This is a genomic window from Pseudomonas sp. NKUCC02_KPG (assembly GCF_019345465.1).
In the GTDB taxonomy this organism is placed as follows: domain Bacteria; phylum Pseudomonadota; class Gammaproteobacteria; order Pseudomonadales; family Pseudomonadaceae; genus Aquipseudomonas.
On record NZ_JAHKRC010000009.1, the window covers coordinates 24,627 to 46,108 of the forward strand.

15 protein-coding genes and 2 tRNA genes are annotated in these 21,482 nt (G+C 58.8%); 8 read left to right on the forward strand and 9 right to left on the reverse strand.

Annotated features, from left to right (window positions below; all coding sequences use genetic code 11):
* Positions 1–101: 101 nt before the first annotated feature.
* On the reverse strand, positions 102–869 hold the full coding sequence (gene rlmB / locus KO536_RS13740; protein ID WP_133076631.1) for a 23S rRNA (guanosine(2251)-2'-O)-methyltransferase RlmB: 768 nt from the start codon (positions 867–869) through the stop codon (positions 102–104).
* Positions 866–3,529: a ribonuclease R gene (gene rnr, locus KO536_RS13745; RefSeq protein WP_133076632.1), complete on the reverse strand. Its 2,664-nt coding sequence runs from the start codon at positions 3,527–3,529 to the stop codon at positions 866–868. The genes rlmB and rnr overlap by 4 nt, the downstream gene beginning before the upstream one ends.
* 224 nt (positions 3,530–3,753) lie before the next feature.
* Between rnr and KO536_RS13750 the strand changes: the two genes are divergently transcribed.
* The 8 genes from KO536_RS13750 to KO536_RS13785 all read left to right on the forward strand — a co-directional run bounded on the left by KO536_RS13750 (position 3,754) and on the right by KO536_RS13785 (position 12,598).
* Positions 3,754–3,840: transfer RNA gene (locus KO536_RS13750), tRNA-Leu, on the forward strand.
* Positions 3,841–4,015: 175 nt separating this feature from the next.
* Positions 4,016–4,102, forward strand: a tRNA-Leu gene (locus KO536_RS13755).
* Between the two features lie 192 nt (positions 4,103–4,294).
* Positions 4,295–4,801, forward strand: coding sequence for a sigma-70 family RNA polymerase sigma factor (locus tag KO536_RS13760; RefSeq protein WP_133076633.1), 507 nt, complete (start codon positions 4,295–4,297; stop codon positions 4,799–4,801).
* Positions 4,794–5,756, forward strand: coding sequence for a FecR domain-containing protein (locus tag KO536_RS13765; RefSeq protein ID WP_219262128.1), 963 nt, complete (start codon positions 4,794–4,796; stop codon positions 5,754–5,756). The genes KO536_RS13760 and KO536_RS13765 overlap by 8 nt, the downstream gene beginning before the upstream one ends.
* Before the next feature lie 154 nt (positions 5,757–5,910).
* The gene (locus tag KO536_RS13770; protein WP_257622922.1) at positions 5,911–8,694 is read left to right on the forward strand and encodes a TonB-dependent receptor plug domain-containing protein; all 2,784 of its coding nucleotides are present in this window, start codon (positions 5,911–5,913) and stop codon (positions 8,692–8,694) included.
* Complete coding sequence (locus KO536_RS13775) at positions 8,691–9,788, forward strand: cytochrome-c peroxidase (protein WP_219262129.1); 1,098 nt, start codon at positions 8,691–8,693, stop codon at positions 9,786–9,788. Before KO536_RS13770 ends, KO536_RS13775 begins: the two co-directional genes overlap by 4 nt.
* Positions 9,789–10,022: 234 nt before the next feature.
* Positions 10,023–11,045 (forward strand): iron ABC transporter substrate-binding protein, encoded by a 1,023-nt coding sequence (locus tag KO536_RS13780; RefSeq protein WP_133076636.1) that lies wholly within the window; start codon positions 10,023–10,025, stop codon positions 11,043–11,045.
* Entirely contained in the window at positions 11,045–12,598 is a 1,554-nt protein-coding gene (locus KO536_RS13785) for an iron ABC transporter permease (protein WP_219262130.1), read from the forward strand. The genes KO536_RS13780 and KO536_RS13785 overlap by 1 nt, the downstream gene beginning before the upstream one ends.
* A 124-nt stretch (positions 12,599–12,722) precedes the next feature.
* On the opposite strand, the gene KO536_RS13790 is transcribed toward KO536_RS13785, so the two are convergent.
* The 7 genes from KO536_RS13790 to hfq all read right to left on the reverse strand — a co-directional run bounded on the left by KO536_RS13790 (position 12,723) and on the right by hfq (position 21,468).
* Entirely contained in the window at positions 12,723–14,657 is a 1,935-nt protein-coding gene (locus KO536_RS13790; protein ID WP_219262131.1) for a methyl-accepting chemotaxis protein, read from the reverse strand.
* Positions 14,658–14,791: 134 nt separating this feature from the next.
* Entirely contained in the window at positions 14,792–16,081 is a 1,290-nt protein-coding gene (locus KO536_RS13795) for an adenylosuccinate synthase (protein ID WP_019826237.1), read from the reverse strand.
* A gap of 54 nt (positions 16,082–16,135) precedes the next feature.
* On the reverse strand, positions 16,136–17,323 hold the full coding sequence (locus tag KO536_RS13800) for an ATP phosphoribosyltransferase regulatory subunit (RefSeq protein WP_133076639.1): 1,188 nt from the start codon (positions 17,321–17,323) through the stop codon (positions 16,136–16,138).
* Between the two features lie 416 nt (positions 17,324–17,739).
* A complete protein-coding gene (hflC, locus tag KO536_RS13805; protein ID WP_133076640.1) occupies positions 17,740–18,615 on the reverse strand; it encodes a protease modulator HflC in 876 nt (291 codons plus the stop codon).
* Positions 18,615–19,796, reverse strand: coding sequence for an FtsH protease activity modulator HflK (gene hflK, locus KO536_RS13810; protein WP_133076641.1), 1,182 nt, complete (start codon positions 19,794–19,796; stop codon positions 18,615–18,617). Before hflK ends, hflC begins: the two co-directional genes overlap by 1 nt.
* 96 nt (positions 19,797–19,892) lie before the next feature.
* On the reverse strand, positions 19,893–21,194 hold the full coding sequence (gene hflX, locus KO536_RS13815) for a ribosome rescue GTPase HflX (RefSeq protein WP_133076642.1): 1,302 nt from the start codon (positions 21,192–21,194) through the stop codon (positions 19,893–19,895).
* 13 nt (positions 21,195–21,207) lie between these two features.
* Complete coding sequence (gene hfq, locus KO536_RS13820; protein ID WP_016783304.1) at positions 21,208–21,468, reverse strand: RNA chaperone Hfq; 261 nt, start codon at positions 21,466–21,468, stop codon at positions 21,208–21,210.
* Between the last annotated feature and the right edge of the window lie 14 nt (positions 21,469–21,482).

Consider the following 21,482-nt stretch of genomic DNA (forward strand, 5'->3'; position numbering starts at 1 on the left):
GGGAGCGGACTTGGTCGCGATGGCATCGACGCGGTCATCCTGACACACCGCGTGATACGCATCGCGAGCAAGCCCGCTCCCACCGTTAAATCCGTCTGCGGTTACTTCTTTTTCGCAGGGGACTTGGCTTTGACGCTGCGCTGACGCAGGGCTTCGAACAGGCAAACGCCTGTCGCTACCGAAACGTTCAGGCTGCTGACACTGCCCGCCATCGGCAGGCGTACCAGGTAATCGCAATGCTCACGCGTCAGGCGACGCATGCCTTTGCCTTCGGCCCCCATGATCAGGATGGTAGGCCCGGTCAGGTCTTGCTCGTACAGCTCCTGCTCGGCTTCGCCGGCAGTACCAACGATCCACAGACCGCGCTGCTGAAGCTTCTTCAACGTGGCCGCAAGGTTGGTAACTGCAACCAACGGAATCACTTCCGCTGCACCACAGGCTACTTTTCGCACAGTAGGGGTCAACGTTGCAGACTTGTCCTTAGGCACGATAACCGCCAAGGCGCCGGCGGCATCAGCCGTACGCAGGCAAGCACCCAGGTTGTGCGGATCGGTCACACCGTCCAGCACCAGAATCAGCGGAGCACCTTCGGTGCGATCCAGCAATTCGTTGAGCATGGCCTCGCCCCACACCTGGCTCGGGCTCACATCAGCCACAACACCCTGGTGTACGCCCTCAACCCAAACGTCCATCTCGCGACGTTCGGCATTACCTACCGGCACCCGGCTTTCATCAGCCAGCGCGATCAGGGTCTGAACGCGCGGATCGCTACGACCCTCGGCCAACCACACTTGCTTTACGCGCTTGGGATGATGACGAAGCAACGCTTCTACGGCGTGGATGCCGTAGATTTTTTCCAACTGACTCATGACTTGGCCTTAGGTTTGCGCGACCCGCCGCTTTTGGCAGCAGGAGCGGCGCCCGATTTTGGCGGGCCTTTACGATGTTTACTCGGTTTTGAAGGCTTGCCTGCATCTTTAGCAGGTGCTGCCCTACCCGACTTTCCCGGCTCCGATGTCCGACCGCCGCTTTTAGCTTCGGCCAACAGCGCCTGTTTCAATTCGCGACTCTTGCGCAGCTCGGCGTTTTTTGCGGCGGCATCACCAGGGCGATAGGCGTCGTCGGTCGTCTTTTTCACGGCCTTGGCTGGCGCGCTGCGTCGTGCTGCAGGTGCTGGCTCGACTGGCTTTTCAGTGGCCTTGGTGCCCGACTTGCCGGCATTTTTGGCCTTGGGCGCATCAGTGGTGCGATTTTTACGACCAATCGGTGCACTGAGGGTTTTTTCCGCCATTTCGAAGTCGATCTTGCGTTCGTCGAGATCGACGCGCATCACCCGCACTTCAACGGTGTCGCCCAAGCGGAAGCTACGACCGGTGCGTTCGCCCGCCAGGCGGTGATGCACAGGGTCGAAGTGATAGTAGTCACCCGGCAAGGCGGTTACGTGAACCAGACCTTCGACATAGATATCGGTCAGTTCCACAAACAGACCAAAACCGGTCACCGCCGTCACCACACCAGGGAACGACTCGCCGACGCGATCCTTCATGAACTCGCATTTGAGCCAGTTGGTCACGTCACGCGTAGCTTCGTCAGCACGGCGCTCGCTCATCGAGCACTGCTCGCCGAGCTGCTCCAGAATCGCTTCGTCGTACGGATAGATACGCGCTTTCGGAATGGTCATCGCGCCAGCACGGCGAACGTGCGGGGTGTCCATTTTGGAATGGATCACGCTGCGAATTGCACGGTGCGTCAACAGATCCGGATAGCGACGAATCGGCGAAGTGAAGTGGGTATAGGCTTCATAGTTCAGGCCGAAGTGGCCCTGGTTATCAGCGCTGTACACCGCCTGACTCAACGAGCGCAGCATCACGGTCTGGATCAGGTGGAAATCCGGGCGATCCTTGATGGTTTCAAGCAGCGCCTGGTAGTCCTTCGGCGACGGACCATCCTTGCCTTTGTGCAGGCTCAGGCCCAGCTCACCCAGGAAGGCGCGCAGTTTTTCCAGACGCTCCGGTGGCGGACCATCGTGAACGCGATACAACGCAGGAATTTCGTGCTTCTTGAGGAACTCAGCGGTGGCCACGTTGGCTGCCAGCATGCACTCTTCAATCAGCTTGTGCGCGTCGTTACGGGTGGTTGGGCGAATTTCAGCGATTTTGCGCTCGGTACCGAAGATGATCCGGGTTTCCTGCGTTTCAAAATCAATCGCGCCACGGGTATGACGAGCGGCCAGCAGCACTTTGTACAGCGAGTAAAGCTGCTTGAGGTGCGGCACGACATCAGCGTATTCGCTGCGCAGTTGCTTGGCCTCAGTGGTTTTTGGCTGTTCCAGAATGGTGCTGACCTTGTTGTAGGTCAGACGTGCCTGGGAGTGAATCACCGCTTCATAGAACTGATAATCAGTCATTTCGCCGGTTTTGGAGATGGTCATCTCGCAAACCATGGCCAAACGGTCGACTTTCGGGTTCAGGGAGCACAGACCATTGGACAGCTGCTCAGGCAGCATCGGGATCACGCGCTCAGGGAAGTACACCGAGTTACCGCGAACCTGCGCTTCGGCATCCAGAGCGGAGCCGATTTTCACATAGCTGGAAACGTCGGCAATCGCCACGTACAACTTCCAGCCACCGGAGAACAGGCGCAGCTTGCCAGGCTTGGCTTCACAGAAAACCGCATCATCGAAGTCGCGGGCATCTTCGCCGTCAATGGTGACGAATGGCAGATGACGCAGATCGATGCGCTTCTCTTTGTCTTTTTCTTCGACTTCCGGCTTCAGCCGGGCCGCTTCCTTAAGGACAGCTTCCGGCCAGACGTGGGGAATGTCGTACGTGCGCAGGGCAATATCGATTTCCATGCCTGGGGCCATGTAGTTTCCTACGACCTCAAGCACATCACCTTGCGGCTGGAAGCGCGGCGTCGGCCAGTGAGTGATCTTCACTTCGACGAACTGGCCAATTTTTGCGCCAGCGTTGCGACCCGGCGTAACCAGCACTTCCTGCTGGATCTTCGGGTTATCGGCCACTACGAAGCCAATGCCGCCTTCTTCGAAGTAGCGACCCACGATGGTTTCGTGAGCACGCGAGACCACTTCCACGATCACGCCTTCACGACGACCACGGCGGTCCAGCCCCGAAACACGGGCCAGGGCACGGTCGCCATCGAACACCAGACGCATTTGCGACGGGCTCATGAACAGATCGTCACTGCCATCATCCGGGATCAGGAAGCCGAAGCCATCGCGGTGACCACTGATGCGGCCGAGAATCAGGTCGAGCTTGTCCACCGGCGCATAAGTGCCACGGCGCGTGTAAATCAGTTGGGCATCACGTTCCATCGCTCGCAGGCGACGGCGCAAGGCCTCGATTTGGTCTTCTGTAGTCAGACCGAACTCTTCCACCAACTGTTCGCGAGCAGCAGGCGAGCCACGCTCGGCCAGATGCTGAAGGATCAGTTCGCGGCTAGGGATAGGGTTTTCGTATTTTTCCGCTTCACGTGCGGCCTCGGGATCGAGGGTCTGCCAATCGGCCATTAGATAGTTTTCACCTTGTCTATATGCGGGTTAGTTTGGCATACGCGTATTGAAACGGGAAATTTCAGGGCCACACTGGGCCTTAATAGTCCTTAATGACGCGCTTTGACGCTACCAGCCAACCGTTCGCGAAAAATTTTCAATATTTTTAATCACAACGCTTTACAGGTCAAAGGGTCATCCGTATAGTGCGCGCCATCGACAACGGCAACGTTGAAGATGTTGCCCAGATGGTGAAATTGGTAGACACGCCAGCTTCAGGTGCTGGTGATCGCAAGGTCGTGGAAGTTCGAGTCTTCTTCTGGGCACCAATTCAGAGAGTCAGAGTAGTACAACTCTGGCCCTCACACAAAAACCCGCGAAAGCGGGTTTTTGCATTTCAGATATTCATAAGCCCCTGATTTAATAAAATTAAAACAGGGGTTTACAGATTCAAAAGCTCTCCGTATAGTGCGCCACATCAACAGCGGCAACGTTGCTGATACTGCCCAGATGGTGAAATTGGTAGACACGCCAGCTTCAGGTGCTGGTGACCGCAAGGTCGTGGAAGTTCGAGTCTTCTTCTGGGCACCAATTCAGGTTTACAGATTAACGCTGTATAACCACTCTAAAAGCCCGCGAAAGCGGGCTTTTTAGTTTCCGCAATTGCTTACCCTCCCCCCAAGGTTTCTTTATCAGCGATCCCAAAGTCGCATTTGATAATCCATCTCATCCGCATTAATATCCGGCCACCTTCAGATCGCTAGCGCGCCCACCCGGATTCTCGTGCCCGACAACAACGACAGGCTACAGCTCTACCTCACGCATCGCCTTGCCCTGGTCGATTACGCCGCACCTATCGTGGGCTGTCGGGCCAAGGCAGAAGACGTGGTTCAAGAAGCCTGGCTTCGTTTCAGCCAAGGCGCGGACAACCTGATCCCGCTGACGCAGCCGGTCGGCTACCTTTATCGCATCGTGCGCAACCTGGCCTTCGACCTCAATCGCCGGGCAACCCTGGAAAACCGCCACACCACACGCAGTGAATCACTGGACGAACATATTTCCAGCACCCCGTCCCCCGAGCAGCAAGCCCTGCATCTGGACGAACTGCGCAAATTGCAACATGCTCTGTCGCGCCTGCCAGAGCGTACGCGACAGGCCTTTGTACTGCATCGACTGAACGGCCTGACGTTTCAACAAATCGGCACACAACTTGGAATCTCCGTGAGCCTGGCCCACCAATTGGTCCGCGACGCCCTGACCTACTGCGCGGAACAACTGAGTGATGACTGACAATCCGAACCCGATCTGGGAAACCGCACTGGACTGGCTGCTGCTGATCCAGGAGAACCCCCACGACCACAAACTGGCCGAACGCTTGAGTCATTGGCGAGCCAGCGCTCCCGAACATGACGCGGCGTATCGCAAGGCCCTGAAAGTGTGGCGCTTGAGCGGTGAAGCCTTGAGTTCGCCGATTGCCGCAGTGCCCGCGCCGGTGACTCTACGCCCTCCCACACCCCTGAGCCGACGCAAGCGCGCACTGGTCGGCGCTGCCGTGGCCGCGAGCGCCCTGCTGATGTGGGGTCCCGACTGGCAAGCGATACATGCCGACTACCGCAGCCCAATCGCTGAACACCGCACCATCGCGCTGAGTGATGGCAGCCAGATGCTTCTGGACAGCAATACACTCGCTGACGTGCAGTTCAACCCTGAGCAGCGAGAGATCACGCTGGTGCGCGGACAGGCTTTTTTCTCGGTGACACACGATGCCAACCGCGCCTTCTACGTAAACGCCGGCGACGTGCGGGTTCGCGTGACCGGCACTGCCTTTGCGGTCAATCTGGGCGACAACGGCGTCGATGTCAGCGTCGAGAGCGGGACGGTTGTCGTGCAAACACCGCAATCCTCGACCTCGTCCACACACCTGCTGGGCCAGGGCGATCAACTGCACTTCACTGCAAGCGATCAGCACACCCGCATCGCGCAATTGCCCCCGGAGCAAATCGCCCCGTGGCGGCGCTGGCAGCTGGTGGCTGTTGATCAATCGATCGATGACGTGATCATGCAGTTGCGCCGCTATCAGCCCGGCCTGATTGTGCTGACCGACAAGGCACTGGGCCAACGCCGCATCACCGCCGCCCTGAACTTGCGCAATCCAAAAAGCGCATTGCAGGCCGCAATCGCCCCATTGGGTGGGCGCCTGCAAGACAGCGTGCCGTATACCCTGATCGTCTCGACCAAGCCTTAGTCATCTCAGAACAGCTGCACCTCACTCCGGCAGTCTTTTAAAACTATTTTCATTTATTTCTGGAAATCCTGCGGCACCAAGAGTCTTTACCTACGAACGTCACTGATAAAGATTCGCATTAGTGACTATGGCGTTTCATTTCGTAGGTCACTTCATGCCCTCTTTGCGTTTGCAATGCGTCAGCCTCCTGCGCTGCCGATCGCTGTCCATGGCCCTGCTGCTTGGGTTGCCTGCGCTGGCCATTGGCGCCAGTCCTGTGTCCAACGTGCAAACAAAACAACAGCAGTTGCCGTTGCATTTCCAGATCCCGGCCCAGCCATTGGCCAGCGCCCTGATTGCGTTTTCCCAGCAGTCGGGCTGGCAGGTCAGCGCGGAAAGTGCATTGCTCACCGGCCTGAGCGGTTCATCCGTCGATGGCAGCATGAGCCCCGAGAAAGCCCTGGCCCGCCTGCTACGCGGCAGCGGCCTGCAATGGGAGGTCACCTCCGCCGACAGCGCCTCCATCCTGCCGCCTGCTGAAAACGATGTGCTGCAGATCAAAAGCACGCCAATCACGGCCATAGACTCGGTGTTCCAAGGCGAACAGGTCATTGACCGGCATATGATCGAAAGCCTGCCTTCAGGCAATGGCGATATCACCAGCCTGCTGCGCACCAACCCCAACGTACAGTTCGATAACAACCAACTGAGCAGTAAGACCCCGGGGGAAATTGCCCCTGCCGATATCAGCATCAACGGCGCCAGGCCCTGGCAAAACCTGTTTATCGTTGACGGCATGAGCATGAACAACGACCTGGACCCCGGTGGCACCAACGATGACTTCGATGAAATGCCGGGCCGCAGTCAGGGGCTGGCACTGGATACCGATCTGCTCCAGGACATCAAGGTCTACGACAGCAACGTACCCGTGGAATTTGGCGGCTTTAACGGCGGCGTGGTCCAGGCCAATACCCGCGACCCCAAGGCCGACTTTCACGGCAAGCTCTCGGTACAGATGTCACGCTCCGAATGGACCCGCTATCACCTGAATGAAGATGACCCGGACCTCGACAATTTCGAGGCCGGCTTTGGCAACAACAGCCAACCCGACTTTAAAAAAATCATCACCCGCGCCACTCTCGAAGGGCACTTGAGCGACAACTTCGGTTTGCTGGGCAGTTTTTCGCGCAAGGACTCGACCATGCCCACCCGCGTGTTTGCGGTGTCCAACCAGACCGATACGGCCAATGCGGCTGAAGTACAGACCCGACGCATCGACAATTACTTTCTCAAGGCTGTCTGGCAGGTCAACGAGGACTGGAAGCTGGACGTGAGCCTGACCCACGCCCCGGAAACCGCCAAGACATTTGGCCCCAGCGCAATCTTCTCCGCTCGCGAAATGGAGGCTGGCGGCGATAGCCTCAGCGCACGGCTGGTGTGGAATGCTGCGCTGGCCCGAGTAGAACAAAACCTGAGCTGGAGCAAACTGAACACCTCCCGCTACTCCGACAGCGACTACATGGTTTTCTGGCGCACCTCCACGACCAAAAACTGGAGCACCTCAGGGGCGGCTACCGAGGGCGGTTTTGGTGATATTGAAGAAACCCAGAAAAGCCTGGCTTACAAGCTCAAGGCCGACTGGAACAGCTTCAGTTGGCTGGGTGTTAACCACGCCTTGCAAACCGGCCTTGAACTGTCGCAAAACACCGCCAGTTATGAGCGCAACACGCCATACAACAGCTACACCGTCGCCGCCACAAGCGCTTGCGTGGGCAATGACCCCTACTGCTCGATGGGCACCACCCTCACCGATGGCTGGGACGGCCAGTACGCTAAAAAGAAAACCCTGAGCCAGGGCAAAACCAGCCTCGACACCCGCACCTGGGCGTTGTACCTGCAAGACGAGATGCGCTACAAACGCCTGACCGTAAGGCCCGGCGTGCGGATCGACGGTGATGACTACATGAACCAGACCACCGTGGCACCGCGCCTGGCGATTGAACTGGACGTCTTCGGCGACAGCTTGACCCGCATCACCGGCGGCGCCAACCGCTACTACGGACGCAATCTGTACACCTACCGCCTGCGTGACGGCGTCGCCGCCATGGGCACCGAATACACCCGTGCCAGCCAGACCTCCGACTGGGTACTGACCAAGCGAGTGGCCAACGACAGCAAATTCAACCAGCTCAAAGTACCTTACGATGACGAACTGACCCTGGGCCTGAGCCATGTGCAATGGAACACCGAGTTCGCCGTCAAATACGTAAAACGCATGGGCCGGGAGCAAGTCAGCCGTGCCTGGGGCTCGCAAATCGGCGAGCCCTCCGATGACACGGCCACCCTGGCAGCCAACTACTACACCTACTACAACGGCGGTAAAAGCGACGCCGACATCTACACCCTGACCATCACCCCGCTGCAAGCCTTTACCCTGGGCAGCACCCGCACTTCAGGGCAGTTCGCCATGGACTGGAGCAAAATCCACAACACCGGACTGTCCAGCTATACCGCCAATATTGGCGCCACCTACGTCGAAGACCCGACCATCCAGTACGACGGCAAGTTCATGAAGTACTCCGACATGCCAGCGGCCAACTACAACCGCCCGTGGACTGCGCGCCTGACCACCCTCACTGAAATCGAGCCACTGCATCTCACCTGGAGCAATTTCTTGCGTTATCGAGACGGCTATCGCCGCATCGCCGCCACGGGCAAGAAAGTCCAGCACGAGGGAAAGGACGCTTATGTCTGGGCACAGACACCCTTTTCCGGAGCGCTGACCTGGGACACCCGCCTGGCCTGGGAGATGCCCACCGCCAAGGAACAGACGGTGTTCGTCAACCTCGACGTGACCAACCTGCTGGACAAGAAAATCGTCGGCGCTACCGAGACCAGCGGCCTGGCTACCTATGAAGTCGGCCGTCAATTCATGCTCGAAGTGGGGTACACGTTTTGAAACCTGCAGCCCTCTTCGTCGGCCTGACCCTGAGCGGCCTGACCCTGAATGCAAGCGCCTGCGATGAACAGGCCGCCAACTACAAGGCGTGCATCGCCCAACAGTACCGTCAGCCCGTCGCCCAATGGCCCGCACCCCAGGTGGATACCGATGTGGACTGGCAGGAAATGGCCGCCTTGCCTGCACACGCTCCCGCACCTCCCGAAAACCCCTTCAGCGAACCCAAGGCCGCACTGGGCAAAAAACTGTTCAACGACCCCACGTTGTCGCGCTCCGGACAGATTGCCTGCGCGTCGTGCCATGAGGCCGATATGGCCTTTGCCGATGGCCGCCGCGTGTCGTTCGGTCATGACCGCCAGAGCGGTCGGCGCAATGCTCCCAGCCTGGTAATGAGCGGCTACAGCACGGCGCTGTTCTGGGACGGGCGAGGCGGCAACCTCGAACAACAGGCCATGCACCCCATCGTCGATCCGGTGGAAATGGCATTCGACATCCCGCAACTGCTGCAACGACTCAATACCGACACCGCCTACCGCGAGCAGTTTGCACAGGTTTTCGGACCGGGGCCGATCACCACGCAGCAAACCGCCCAGGCCCTGGCCACCTTTCAGCGCACACTGGTGAGCGCCACACGCAATACCCCCTTCGAACAACTGCTACGCGGGCGCCCGCAACGCATGAGCGAGGAGCAGCTCTACGGCCTGCACCTGTTTCGCACCAAGGCGCGCTGCATGAACTGTCATTTTGGCCCGGCCCTGAGCGACGATCAGTTTCATAACGTCGGCCTGAGTTACTACGGGCGTAAATACGAAGACCTGGGGCGCTACGAGGTGACGCGCAAACCTGAGGACGTGGGCGCATTCCGCACCCCGTCGTTGCGACTGCTGATGAAAACCGGGCCGTGGATGCACAACGGTCTGTTCGTGAACATGGAAGGCACCCTGGCGTTCTACAACATGGGCATGCCCCGCCCGCGCCCAAACGCGCAACAGGTCGATGACCCGCTGTTTCCGCGCACAAGCGACCGGCTCAAGACGCTGAACATGGATAAGGACGAACTGCGAGCCTTGCGCAGCTTTCTGGACACGCTGTAGACAGCAACCTGCTTTGTGGGAGCAGGTTTGTTCGCGATGCAGACGACGCGACCTACCCGTAAAACTGGCAGCGAACCCATCGCGAGCAAGCCCGCTCCCACAAAAGCAGAACGGGTCGCCAACATCTCATTTCGTCGCGCTGGCACAATTGGACGCTGGGTCAAGCGCACTTGAGAAACAATATCGTTTATTATTGTTACAAGTTTTGTAGTACCCAAGCGAGGAACCCAGCGAATGATGCTCCGAAATACCCGGCTTGCGACATCCCTACTGCGCGGTCTGACTCTCTCCATTCTTGGTCTTGCACTGACCTCTCCCGCCCACGCTGGCGAACCTGTGTCGCTGACGCTGTACAACGGCCAACACAAGGAAGTCGGCGACAACCTCGCCAAGGCCTTCGAGGCCAAGACCGGTATCCACGTCAACGTGCGCAAGGGCAGCAGCAACCAGCTGGCCAGCCAGATCATGGAAGAAGGCGACCGCTCGCCTGCGGACGTGTTCTACGCAGAAGAATCGCCGCCGCTGAACAACCTGGGTGAGCAAGGCTTTCTGGCCAAGGCCGATGACAGCACGCTGCAAGCACTGCCCAAGGAATATGTAGCTGCCAACGGCACCTGGATCGGCGTCACTGCGCGTACCCGCGTCGTCGCGTTCAACCCGAAGAAGATCAGTGAAGACCAGTTGCCCAAGTCGGTACTGGATTTCGCCGATCCGCAATGGCAAGGCAAGATCGGCTTTGTCCCCACCAGCGGCGCTTTCCAGGAACAGGCCGTTGCAATCATCAAACTGCACGGACGCGAAGCCGCCGAAGAATGGCTGACCGGCCTGCGCGCTTTCGGCAAGACCTACACCAACAACATGGTGGCGCTCAAAGCAGTAGAAAACGGTGAAGTGGCCGCGGTTCTGGTCAACAACTACTACTGGTTTGCCTTGCAGCGCGAGAAGGGCCAACTGGACTCCAAGCTTTATTACTTCACCGATGGCGATGCGGGCGGTTTGGTGACCGTGTCCAGCGCTGGCGTGCTGAAGGCCAGCAAACACCCCAAGGAAGCCCAGCAATTGCTGGCTTACATGGCCAGTGAAGAAGGCCAGCGCGTCATCACCAACACCACCGCTGAATACCCGATGCGCAAAGGCATGGTGTCCGAGCGCGGCCTTAAGCCATTTGAAGAGCTGCAACCGCCAAAAGTGACCCCGGCCGACCTGGGCAACGCGGAAGAAGCGCTGGACCTCGAACGTGATGTAGGCCTGCTCTGATGCTGTCTGGCGCCCAACCTGCACGCTTTACGCCCACCCGCAAAAAGCCTTCGATCTGGCTGTTGTTGCCCGTCCTGCTACTGGTGGGCCTGAGCCTGTTGCCGCTGCTGTATGTCGGCACCAAGGCCTGGCAAGCCGGATGGTCTGAAGCACTGCACCTGTTGTGGCGACCATACGTTTTTGGCCTGATGCGCAACACCCTGATGTTGATGGTCGGCGTCACCGTGACGTGCGCGCTGATCGGCCTGTCCCTGGCCTGGCTGCTTGAACGCAGCAACCTGCCGGGACGGCGCTTGTGGGGTGTGATCCTGTGCCTGCCGTTTGCGGTGCCGGCGTTCGTCAGCAGCTTTACCTGGGTCTCCCTGAGCGCCAGCTTTGAAGGCCTGGGCGGAGCGATCCTGGTGATGAGCCTGTCCAAGTACCCGCTGATTTTCCTGCCGGTCGCGGCCACCCTGCGCAACCTTGACCCGGCCCTGGAAGAGTCGGCCCGTACCTTGGGGCAGAACCGCTGGGGGGTGTTTTTCAACATCACCCTGCCACTGCTCTGGCCCTCGCTGCTGGCCGGTTCATTGTTGATTGCCCTGCATATGCTGGTGGAGTTCGGCGCACTGTCGATCATTGGGCTGCAAACTTTCACGACGGCGATTTATCAGCAGTTCGAGCTGGAGTTCAGCAACGCCAACGCGGCGATGCTGTCTGCGGTGCTGCTGGTGATGTGCCTGAGCCTGCTATGGCTGGAGTTGAAAGTGCGCGGCAAGGGTCGCCATATTCGCATCGGCCAGGGCGCGGCACGCCACGCCGAACAAGTACGCCTGGGCAAGTGGTCGGTTCCGGGGCAACTGTATTGCCTTGCGCTGGCAGTGGTTGGCAGCGGCATCCCGCTGGGCATGCTGGTGTACTGGCTGGTCAAGGGCAGCTCGGCCGCTTTCCCGATGGCCGAGATTGGCGAGGCATTGCTCTCGTCGCTGTCACTGGCTTTGGGCGGCGCAGCGCTGTGCCTGGTCCTGGCCGTGCCGGTTGGATTACTGGTGGTGCGCTACAAAGGCCCGCTGGCGATCTGGGCAGAACGTTTGCCGTACCTGCTGCACGCCCTGCCGGGGCTGGTCATTGCTCTGGCGCTGGTGTACTTCGCCCTGCACTTCGTGCCGGCGCTGTACCAGACTTCAGCGTTGCTGCTGATTGCCTATGCCCTGCTATTTTTGCCGTTGGCGCAGGCACCGATCCGCACAGCCCTGAACAAGGCAGCACCGCAACTGGAAGAAGCGGCCCGCACGTTGGGTGCCACATCGTTTTCGGCATTTTGCCGGGTAACGCTGCCGATCATCTTCCCGGCCCTGGGGGCAGCGTTTGCCCTGGTGTTTCTGGATGCCATGAAGGAACTGACCGCCACCTTGCTGCTGAGCCCCACCGGGCTTAACACCTTGGCGACGCAGGTTTGGTCCCATACCTCGAATATAGAATTTGCAGCGGCGGCGCCTTATGCGGCGTTGTTGATTCTAGTGTCGGGGCTACCGGTGTACTTGCTCACTACGAGAATGTATTTGAGCCGCTGACAGCGGATCCAGCATACCCCGTGCGGGAGCGGGCTTGCCCGCGATGGCATCGACGGGGCATGCAGATACATCGCGTTGCCTGCATCGCGAGCAAGCCCGCTCCCACAGGGGCAGACCCGCTTCTTTACGCCCTGAACTGCCCCAGGCTCGCCTTGAGCTGCGCCGCCAACCCGTCCAGCACCTTGCCGCTGGCCGTGGTCTGGGTCACGGCCTCGGCCGCACGCTCCGCCTGGGCATGGATCACCTCAACCCGCCCGCGCACCGCATACGCACCTTGTGCCTGATGCTCTGCCGCCTTGGTGGCCTCGCCAATGGCCGTGTGCACCTGTTCGACCGAGGTCTGTACGGTTTGCTGCAACTGAACGCTGCCACGCAGCACAGCCAACCCCTCATTGGCCTGACGCCCTGCCAGACCAATCGCCGCAACAGCCTCTTTCGCGCCCTGCTGCAATGCCACGATATGGGCCTGTATATCCCCTGTGGAGCTTTGGGTTTTGCTGGCCAGCGCCCGCACCTCATCTGCCACCACCGCAAAACCGCGCCCCGTCTCACCCGCCCGCGCCGCCTCGATGGCCGCGTTAAGTGCCAACAAGTTGGTTTGCTCGGCAATGCCGTGAATCACCGTCAGGACGACTTCGATCTGCTCGCTTTGTTGTGCCAGGCGCTCAATGACCTTGGCGCCCTCGCCTACCTGCCCTGCCAGCGCCTCGATCAGGCCGCCCACCTTGGCCGAGGTGCGAGTGTTTTCATCCGTGGCCTGACGGATATCGACCACCTGCTTGAGCGCAGCCTGCATTGCCTGGCTTTCGGACTGCGCCGCATCCGCCATGGTCGACAGCGCGTGCAGGCTTTGCGCGACTTCATCACGCTGTAGTTTCGCGGCAGCATCCGCGCCCGCGTTGCGCAGGGTCATCACGCCGATCTCGATGCCGGTGCGCTGCGCCACATCCCCCGCTTCACGCACGATGGGCTGCAGCTTGTCGACAAAGCGATTGACCGCCGCCGCCATGTCGCCGATTTCATCCTTGCTGTTCAGGCCCACACGCTTGGTCAAATCACCTTCGCCCGCGGCCAGATCATCCAGGGCCGCAATCAGCAACAGCAACTTGTTGACCACACGCCGCCCCAGCACCACGGCCAGCAACAGCAACACCCCAAGGCCCACAACCGCCAGCCCCATGCCAATGCGCCAGCGCAAAGTGTCAGCCGCCTCGCGCACGGTTTGCGCGGTGTTGGCCTGCATCTGTGCCGCAGCAGCCTGCGCCGACTCCAGCCGCGCCCCCAGTGCCGCCGAACTGTCGCTGGCAGCGCCTTGCAGGCTCTCACCGACCAACTGCTCGCTGTTGACGATCAGGGTCGCAAAACGTTTATCGAGTGCGGCCAGATCCTGTTCAACCGAGGCAGTGGAAACCCCCATCAGTACTTTGCCGATTTCGACCCCATTCGGGTTGATGGACGCTTCGAGGTAGTACACCGACGGATCGTGACGGGCCGCATCGAGAACTTTATCCAGCGCCCGCTCCCCCTTGCCCTTGGCCAGGAGGGTCTGGTTGATCGGGATATCGCGATTGAGGTATCGAGTCAGATGTTGACCTGTAGCGTCGTCATACACCACGAACAACACATTGGGATTGCGCTGAGCGCGACGGGCGAAATCGGACAGCGTGGGCACGTCATTGTCCCAGATGGCACGGGGCGCCACGGCGGCCAGCAATTGCGCCATGTCGTTGGCCGAATCCTGCAGGTTCTTCTCCAGCGCTTGCTTGAGTTGCATTTGCTCGTCTTTCAAGCGCGGTTCCAGGCCCGCGGTGAGACGCTGGCGGGTACTGGCAGACAGCGCTTCAAGGCTGCTTTTGACTTCACGGCCAGCCTGCTCCAGTTCGGCCGTCAGCTTTTGACTGTCAGCCCCCAGACGGGTGTCCAGATCGGACTCCAGAGCCGTCACCGTGCTGCGCGTCAGTGCGACAGCCACCAGCACTTGCACCAAAAGAGCGATACCCAGGGTAACGAATACAGGCCGAAGCAGACGGCTTTGTAACAGTGAGAGAACGGCAGACACAGAAAACCCTCCACTTAGGTGCCATTATTTTGATGGCACGCTTATTGACGGTTATCACAGCAAGGGTCGTGCCGCACAACAGGCAGAAACAACAAAAGGCCCCGAAGGGCCTTTTGTTTTACATCGACAGCGACTTAAGCGAACGGGTGACGCAAAACGATGGTTTCGTTGCGGTCCGGGCCAGTCGAGATAATGTCGATCGGCGCGCCGATCAGTGCCTCAACGCGCTTGATGTAAGCACGTGCGTTCTCTGGCAGCTCTTCCAGGGTTTTGGCACCCACGGTCGATTCAGTCCAGCCCGGCACTTCTTCGTACACAGGCTGAAGGCCTACGTAGCTGTCAGCATCGGTCGGAGCAATTTCAACACCATTTGCGTCTGTGTAGCCTACGCAGATGTTGATGGTTTCCAGACCGTCGAGTACGTCCAGCTTGGTCAGGCAGATGCCCGAAATGCTGTTCACATCGATAGCGCGACGCAGGATGACGGCGTCGAACCAGCCACAACGACGAGCACGGCCGGTGGTAGCGCCGAACTCGTGACCTTGCTTGGCCAGGTGAGCGCCGACGTCGTCGAACAGCTCAGTCGGGAACGGACCCGAACCTACGCGAGTGGTATAAGCCTTGGTGATGCCCAGGATGTAGTCCAGGAACATCGGGCCAACGCCCGAACCGGTGGCAACGCCGCCAGCAGTGGTGTTGGAGCTGGTCACGTACGGATAGGTACCGTGGTCGATGTCCAGCAGCGAACCCTGGGCGCCCTCGAACATGATGTCTTTGCCAGCACGACGCAGGTCATGCAGCTCGGCAGTCACGTCCAGCATCAGCGGCTTGAGCAGTTCGGCGTATTCCTTGCACTCGGCCAGGGTCTTGTCGAAATCGATGGCTGGCTCTTTGTAGAAACCCACCAGCATGAAGTTGTGGTAGTCCACCAGTTCACGCAGCTTGGCTTCAAAGCGCGGCATGTTCAGCAGATCGCCAACACGCAGGCCACGACGAGCAACCTTGTCTTCGTAAGCCGGGCCAATGCCGCGACCGGTAGTACCGATCTTCAGCTCGCCACGGGCCTTTTCACGCGCCTGGTCCAGCGCAACGTGGAAGGACAGGATCAGCGGGCAGGACGGGCTGATACGCAGGCGCTCGCGCACCGGTACGCCTTTCTCTTCCAGCTTGATGATTTCACGCAGCAGGGCATCGGGAGCAACCACGACACCGTTGCCGATCAGGCATTGCACGCCTTCGCGCAACACGCCCGACGGAATCAGGTGCAATACGGTTTTTTCGCCGTCGATCACCAGCGTGTGGCCAGCGTTGTGGCCACCTTGGTAACGCACTACAGCGGCAGCATGTTCGGTCAGCAGATCAACGATCTTGCCTTTGCCCTCATCACCCCATTGGGTGCCCAGGACTACGACATTCTTACCCATAACACTTGTCCTCATTCGCGCAAACTTGGTGCCGGCAGCCGCCGGCAGGAAAACTCAAGAAACCAGCGGCACTACTTGCCACAGGCCGTTCTGCTGAATCAATTGGCGGTCGCAGTCTGCCTCATGAGCGCCAGCCTGCTGTTGCCCAGGCAACGCCTGAACCACACGCTGACCTTCACTGCGAAGCTGGCAAACCTGCTGCCAGAGTGCCGCGTCTGTGCTGTCAGGCATCCAGATACCGCCAGACGGTAGCTCGACTTCAGCACGCCCCAGGGTCACCAGGGTTTTCAGATCGGTCGAGAAACCGGTAGCCGGACGGGCACGTCCGAAAACAGCACCGATATCGTCATAACGACCGCCCTGGGCGATGGAGTCCCCAACGCCCGGTACAAAGACCGCAAACACCACACCTGTGTGGTAGTGATAACCACGTAACTCACCCAGGTCAAAATACAGCGGCAACTGCGGGAAACGCACGGACAACCCCTCGGCAATCGCCACCAGGTCATCCAGAGCAGCCAGCACGGGGGCCGGGGCCTTTGCCAGACGCTCACGCGCAGCAACCAGCACGTCGCGGCCGCCACACAAACTAACCAATGCCTGAAGCATGCCTGCCAAATCAGCCGGCAAACCTTCGGTCAAGGCCGTTACTTCGTCGATCGCCTTGCGTTGCAGGGCGTCGAACAATTGTTGTTCCACTTCAACCGACAGGTTGGCCGCACGGGCCAGACCACGGTAAATACCAACATGCCCCAGGTCCATGTGCACATCCGGCACATCGGCCAGTTGCAGCATCGCCAGCATCAGGCTGATGACTTCAACATCGCTGCTAGGGCTCGCATCGCCATACAACTCGGCACCCAACTGGATCGGGCTGCGCGAGGATGACAACGCACGCGGCTGCGCATGGAGCACGCTACCGGCGTAGCAAAGACGGCTTGGGCCTTCGCGACGCAGGGTATGCGCATCGATGCGCGCCACTTGCGGCGTGATGTCGGCACGAAAACCCATCTGGCGACCCGTTTGCGGGTCAATAACCTTGAAGGTACGCAAGTCGAGATCCTGGCCAGCCCCTGTCAGCAGGGACTCCAGGTATTCGATATGCGGAGTGACGACGAACTCATAGCCCCAGCTCTGGAACAGATCCAACACCTGACGGCGCGCCACTTCGATGCGGGCTGCCTCAGGTGGAAGTACTTCTTCGATGCCATCTGGCAAGAGCCAGCGGTCTACCGTTGCCATTACGCCATTCCCCTATGATCCGGGCGGCCAGCCAGCAGGCAAGCCTTGAGTAAAGCAGAACGTGGCTGCGTCTTGAACGCGCACAGCAAAAAAGCCCAAGCGACAGGCTTACACAGCACATTCCTCGAAAAATCTACCGATGCTGTAACAGCCATTCGGTCAATCAAACATGCAGACGCAAAAAAGCCGGGAATTTCCCGGCTGCCGCATCATACACCCGTTTTCTAAAAGGATCACCCCGCGAGGCCATTTGACCGCCCGGCGGAGTGAAAGCAGGGTCTGTGATGAACATGCCAACCCTTCTGAAAACAGTGTGGGAGCGGGCTTGCTTGCGATGGCATCAACTCGATTTAGCAGACAGACCGAGTTGTTTGCATCGCGAGCAAGCCCGCTCCCACAGGTTTCAAGCGTTTTTACTACTGTGCAGGCTTGGATTTTTCCAGGTAGCGGAAGAAATCGCTGCTTGGGTCCAGAACCAGTACGTCGCTCTTGTTCGCAAAGCTTTCGCGGTAAGCGCGCAGGCTGCGATAGAACTTGTAGAACTCTTGATCCTGACCATACGCCTTGGAGTAGATCGCAGCAGCCTGGGCATCACCATCACCGCGTGACTCTTCGGACTGGCGATAAGCCTCGGCCAAGAGTACGCGGGCCTGACGATCGGCGTCAGCACGAATGCCTTCTGCCAGCTCGTTACCCTTGGCGCGGTGCTCACGAGCTTCACGCTCACGCTCACTGCTCATACGCTCGAACACGCTGCGGTTAACTTCCTTCGGCAGGTCGATAGCCTTGACCCGAACATCGAGAACTTCGATACCCAGCTCTTTTTCAGCCATTTTGTTCAGCGATGCAGTCAGTTCTGCCATCAGCGCATCGCGCTCACCGGACACAACTTCGTGCAATGTGCGCTTACCGAACTGGTCACGCAGACCCGATTCGAGACGACGCGACAAGCGCTCGTCAGCAACCTGCTTAAGACCCGAAGTCGCAGCGTAGAAGCGACCCGCATCTTTCACACGCCACTTGGCGAATGCATCAACCATTACTGCTTTCTTTTCCAGCGTCAGAAAACGCTGAGTCGGTGCGTCCAGCGTCATCAAGCGGCCATCAAACTTGCGCACCTGGTTGACGTAAGGAATCTTCACATGCAGACCCGGCGGAACATCGTCCTGAACCACACGGCCAAAGCGCAACATAACGGCACGTTCGGTTTGTGAAACGATGTAGAAGCTGTTCCAGGCAACAATCGCCACGACAACGGCAACAATAAGGGCGATCAGCGATTTATTGCTCATCAGCGACTCTCCCTGGTACGCGGTGGTGTCGGCATTTCCGACTTGGCATGGGATGCCGAGTCGTTATTGCCCGCCGCAGCTGCCGAACCCGTTGCCGGGTTGCTGCCATTACGGCCTTCGATCATTTTGTCCAATGGCAAGTACAGCAAGTTGCTCTGGCCGTTTTTGTTGCCGGTCACGAGTACTTTGCTGGTGTTGCTGAAGACATCCTGCATGGTGTCCAGGTACAGACGATCACGCGTTACATCCGGAGCCTTGCGATACTCGGCAACCAGTTTGGTAAAACGGTCGGCTTCACCCTTGGCACGAGAAATCACTTCATCACGATAGCCGTTGGCGTTTTCGATGATGCGCTGGGCCTGACCGCGCGCTTCCGGCACCACGCCATTGGCGTAGCTTTCTGCCTGGTTGCGGGCACGCTGCTCGTCTTCACGGGCACGGATCACGTCATCAAAGGCTTCCTGTACTTCACGCGGTGCCGCTGCGTTTTGTACGTTGACCTGAGTGACGGTGATACCGGTCTTGTAGGTATCCAGGAAGCGCTGCAAGCGTTCCTTGATGTCTACAGCCATCTGCTCACGACCTTCGGTCAACACCTGATCCATCGCCGTGGAACCCACGACGTGACGCAAGGCGCTTTCGGTAGCCTGTTGCAAGCTGACTTCCGGTTGATCAACGTTCAACACGAAATCACGCAGGTTGCTGATTTTGTACTGCACGGTCAGCGGTACTTCGACGATGTTCTCGTCTTCAGTCAGCATTTGACCCTGCTTGGTGTACGCACGCTCACGCGTCACGTTCTCCATGTACTTTTTATCGAACGGCGGGAAGTAGATGTTCAGACCCGGCCCAACGGTGTCGTAGTACTTGCCCAGGCGCAGCACGACGGCTTGCTCCTGCTCATCGACTACATAAACAGCGCTGTACAGCCAGGCAGCCGCCAGTACGACAAGGCCGATGCCGAGCAGGCCGTAACCGGCGCCCTTGCCATTCGAACCACCATCACTGCCGCTACCGCCAGTACGTTTTTTCCCACCACCGAACAACCCATTCAGGCTTTCCTGCAGCTTTCGGAAGGCCTCGTCGAGATCTGGTGGTCCCTTGCGGTCGCCATTATTAGGGCGTTTTCCACCCCAAGGATCTTGATTATTCGAGTTGCCACCCGGCTCATTCCAAGCCATAGCGCTCTCCATCTGATAAAGCAAAGACGCGCCCACGGCGCGCCGACCAATGCTACAGAATGCCTATCACAGCGGCACAGCCGCTTTGCGAGGCTTTTATTGCAAAGTGTGTTCTTCGATGAATTCCAGCGGCTGCATCCCTTCGCGGCTGACCAAGCGATTCAACTCGGCTCGCGGCAGGCGTACGTCCAACAGACTGGAGCCCTCATCGTCATGCTCTTCCTTTTGCACAACCCCCAGTTCGAAGAACTGTGCACGCAGTCGAGCAAAACGTTGCGGCAAGCGCAAGGTGCCAACAAACAAATCATTGCCCAGCAACTCGGCGATGGCCTGTTCAAGCAACTCCAACCCTTGACCATCACGGGCCGACAACCAGACCCGCTGCGGCTTGCCATCGGCATCACGCTGGATCTGCGGCTCGACACCTTCAAGCAAATCGATTTTGTTGTAGACCTCGAGAATCGGCAAGTCCTGCGCACCAATTTCGCCCAGCACCACCATCACCTGCTCGATCTGAGCCATGCGCTCAGGTTCGTGCGCATCAATCACATGCAGCAGCAAATCGGAATTGCTCGACTCTTCGAGCGTAGACCGGAAAGCTTCAACTAGCTTGTGCGGAAGATGGCGAATGAAGCCCACGGTATCGGCCAGTACGATCGGCCCCAGATCGCCCAGATCAAGGCGGCGCAAGGTCGGATCGAGCGTGGCGAACAACTGGTCAGCGGCGAATACGTCAGAGCCGGTGACCTTGTTGAACAGCGTGGATTTGCCGGCGTTGGTATAGCCCACCAGCGACACCGTAGGAATATCGGCGCGCTGGCGGCCTCGACGGGATTGCTCCCGTTGACTGCGGACTTTTTTCAGGCGGGCTTTGATCTGGCTGATGCGTACACGCAACAGACGGCGGTCGGTTTCGAGCTGGGTTTCACCCGGCCCGCGCATGCCAATGCCGCCACCCTGACGCTCAAGGTGAGTCCAGCCACGCACAAGACGCGTGCTCATGTGGTCAAGCTGGGCCAGTTCGACCTGCAGCTTACCTTCATGGGTACGGGCGCGTTGAGCGAAGATATCGAGAATCAGCCCGGTACGATCAAGCACGCGACACTCGAAAACTCGTTCGAGGTTACGTTCCTGACTGGGCGTGAGCACGTGATTGAAAATCACGATGTCTACCTTCTCGGCCTTGACCAGGTCGCGCAACTCCTCGACCTTGCCACTGCCAATCAGGTATTTGGCCGATGGCCGATGACGCGGCACGTTAAAAAACGCGACGGTATCGGCGCCAGCCGACACAGCTAACTCCTGGAACTCCTGCGGATCTTCGCGCGCCTCAGGGTCCTGTCCTTCCAAGTGAACGAGGATTGCTCGCTCACCACCACCGTGGCGCTCAAAGAACAAAGGATGCTCCTATTTAGGCGTTACCTGGTTCAGCGTCTGCCAGATCCGATTCAGTTGCGCTAGGCAGACGAATTGGACGTACTGGTACGACTGTCGAAATTGCGTGTTTGTAAACCATTTGGCTGACGGTGTTTTTCAGCAGAATCACGAACTGGTCGAAAGACTCGATGGTCCCCTGCAGCTTGATCCCGTTGACCAGGTAGATGGAAACGCCAACCTTCTCTTTACGCAAAGTATTCAAGTAAGGGTCTTGTAGCGAATGCCCTTTTGACATATGCCGCACTCCTG

What these genes read in the sequence shown, in the direction of transcription:
- rlmB (WP_133076631.1), bottom strand. Translation starts at nt 869, where the DNA reads ATGAGTCAGTTGGAAAAAATCTACGGCATCCACGCCGTAGAAGCGTTG.
- rnr (WP_133076632.1), bottom strand. Translation starts at nt 3,529, where the DNA reads ATGGCCGATTGGCAGACCCTCGATCCCGAGGCCGCACGTGAAGCGGAA.
- KO536_RS13765 (WP_219262128.1), top strand. Translation starts at nt 4,794, where the DNA reads ATGACTGACAATCCGAACCCGATCTGGGAAACCGCACTGGACTGGCTG.
- KO536_RS13770 (WP_257622922.1), top strand. Translation starts at nt 5,911, where the DNA reads ATGCCCTCTTTGCGTTTGCAATGCGTCAGCCTCCTGCGCTGCCGATCG.
- KO536_RS13780 (WP_133076636.1), top strand. Translation starts at nt 10,023, where the DNA reads ATGATGCTCCGAAATACCCGGCTTGCGACATCCCTACTGCGCGGTCTG.
- KO536_RS13785 (WP_219262130.1), top strand. Translation starts at nt 11,045, where the DNA reads ATGCTGTCTGGCGCCCAACCTGCACGCTTTACGCCCACCCGCAAAAAG.
- KO536_RS13795 (WP_019826237.1), bottom strand. Translation starts at nt 16,081, where the DNA reads ATGGGTAAGAATGTCGTAGTCCTGGGCACCCAATGGGGTGATGAGGGC.
- KO536_RS13800 (WP_133076639.1), bottom strand. Translation starts at nt 17,323, where the DNA reads ATGGCAACGGTAGACCGCTGGCTCTTGCCAGATGGCATCGAAGAAGTA.
- hflC (WP_133076640.1), bottom strand. Translation starts at nt 18,615, where the DNA reads ATGAGCAATAAATCGCTGATCGCCCTTATTGTTGCCGTTGTCGTGGCG.
- hflK (WP_133076641.1), bottom strand. Translation starts at nt 19,796, where the DNA reads ATGGCTTGGAATGAGCCGGGTGGCAACTCGAATAATCAAGATCCTTGG.
- hfq (WP_016783304.1), bottom strand. Translation starts at nt 21,468, where the DNA reads ATGTCAAAAGGGCATTCGCTACAAGACCCTTACTTGAATACTTTGCGT.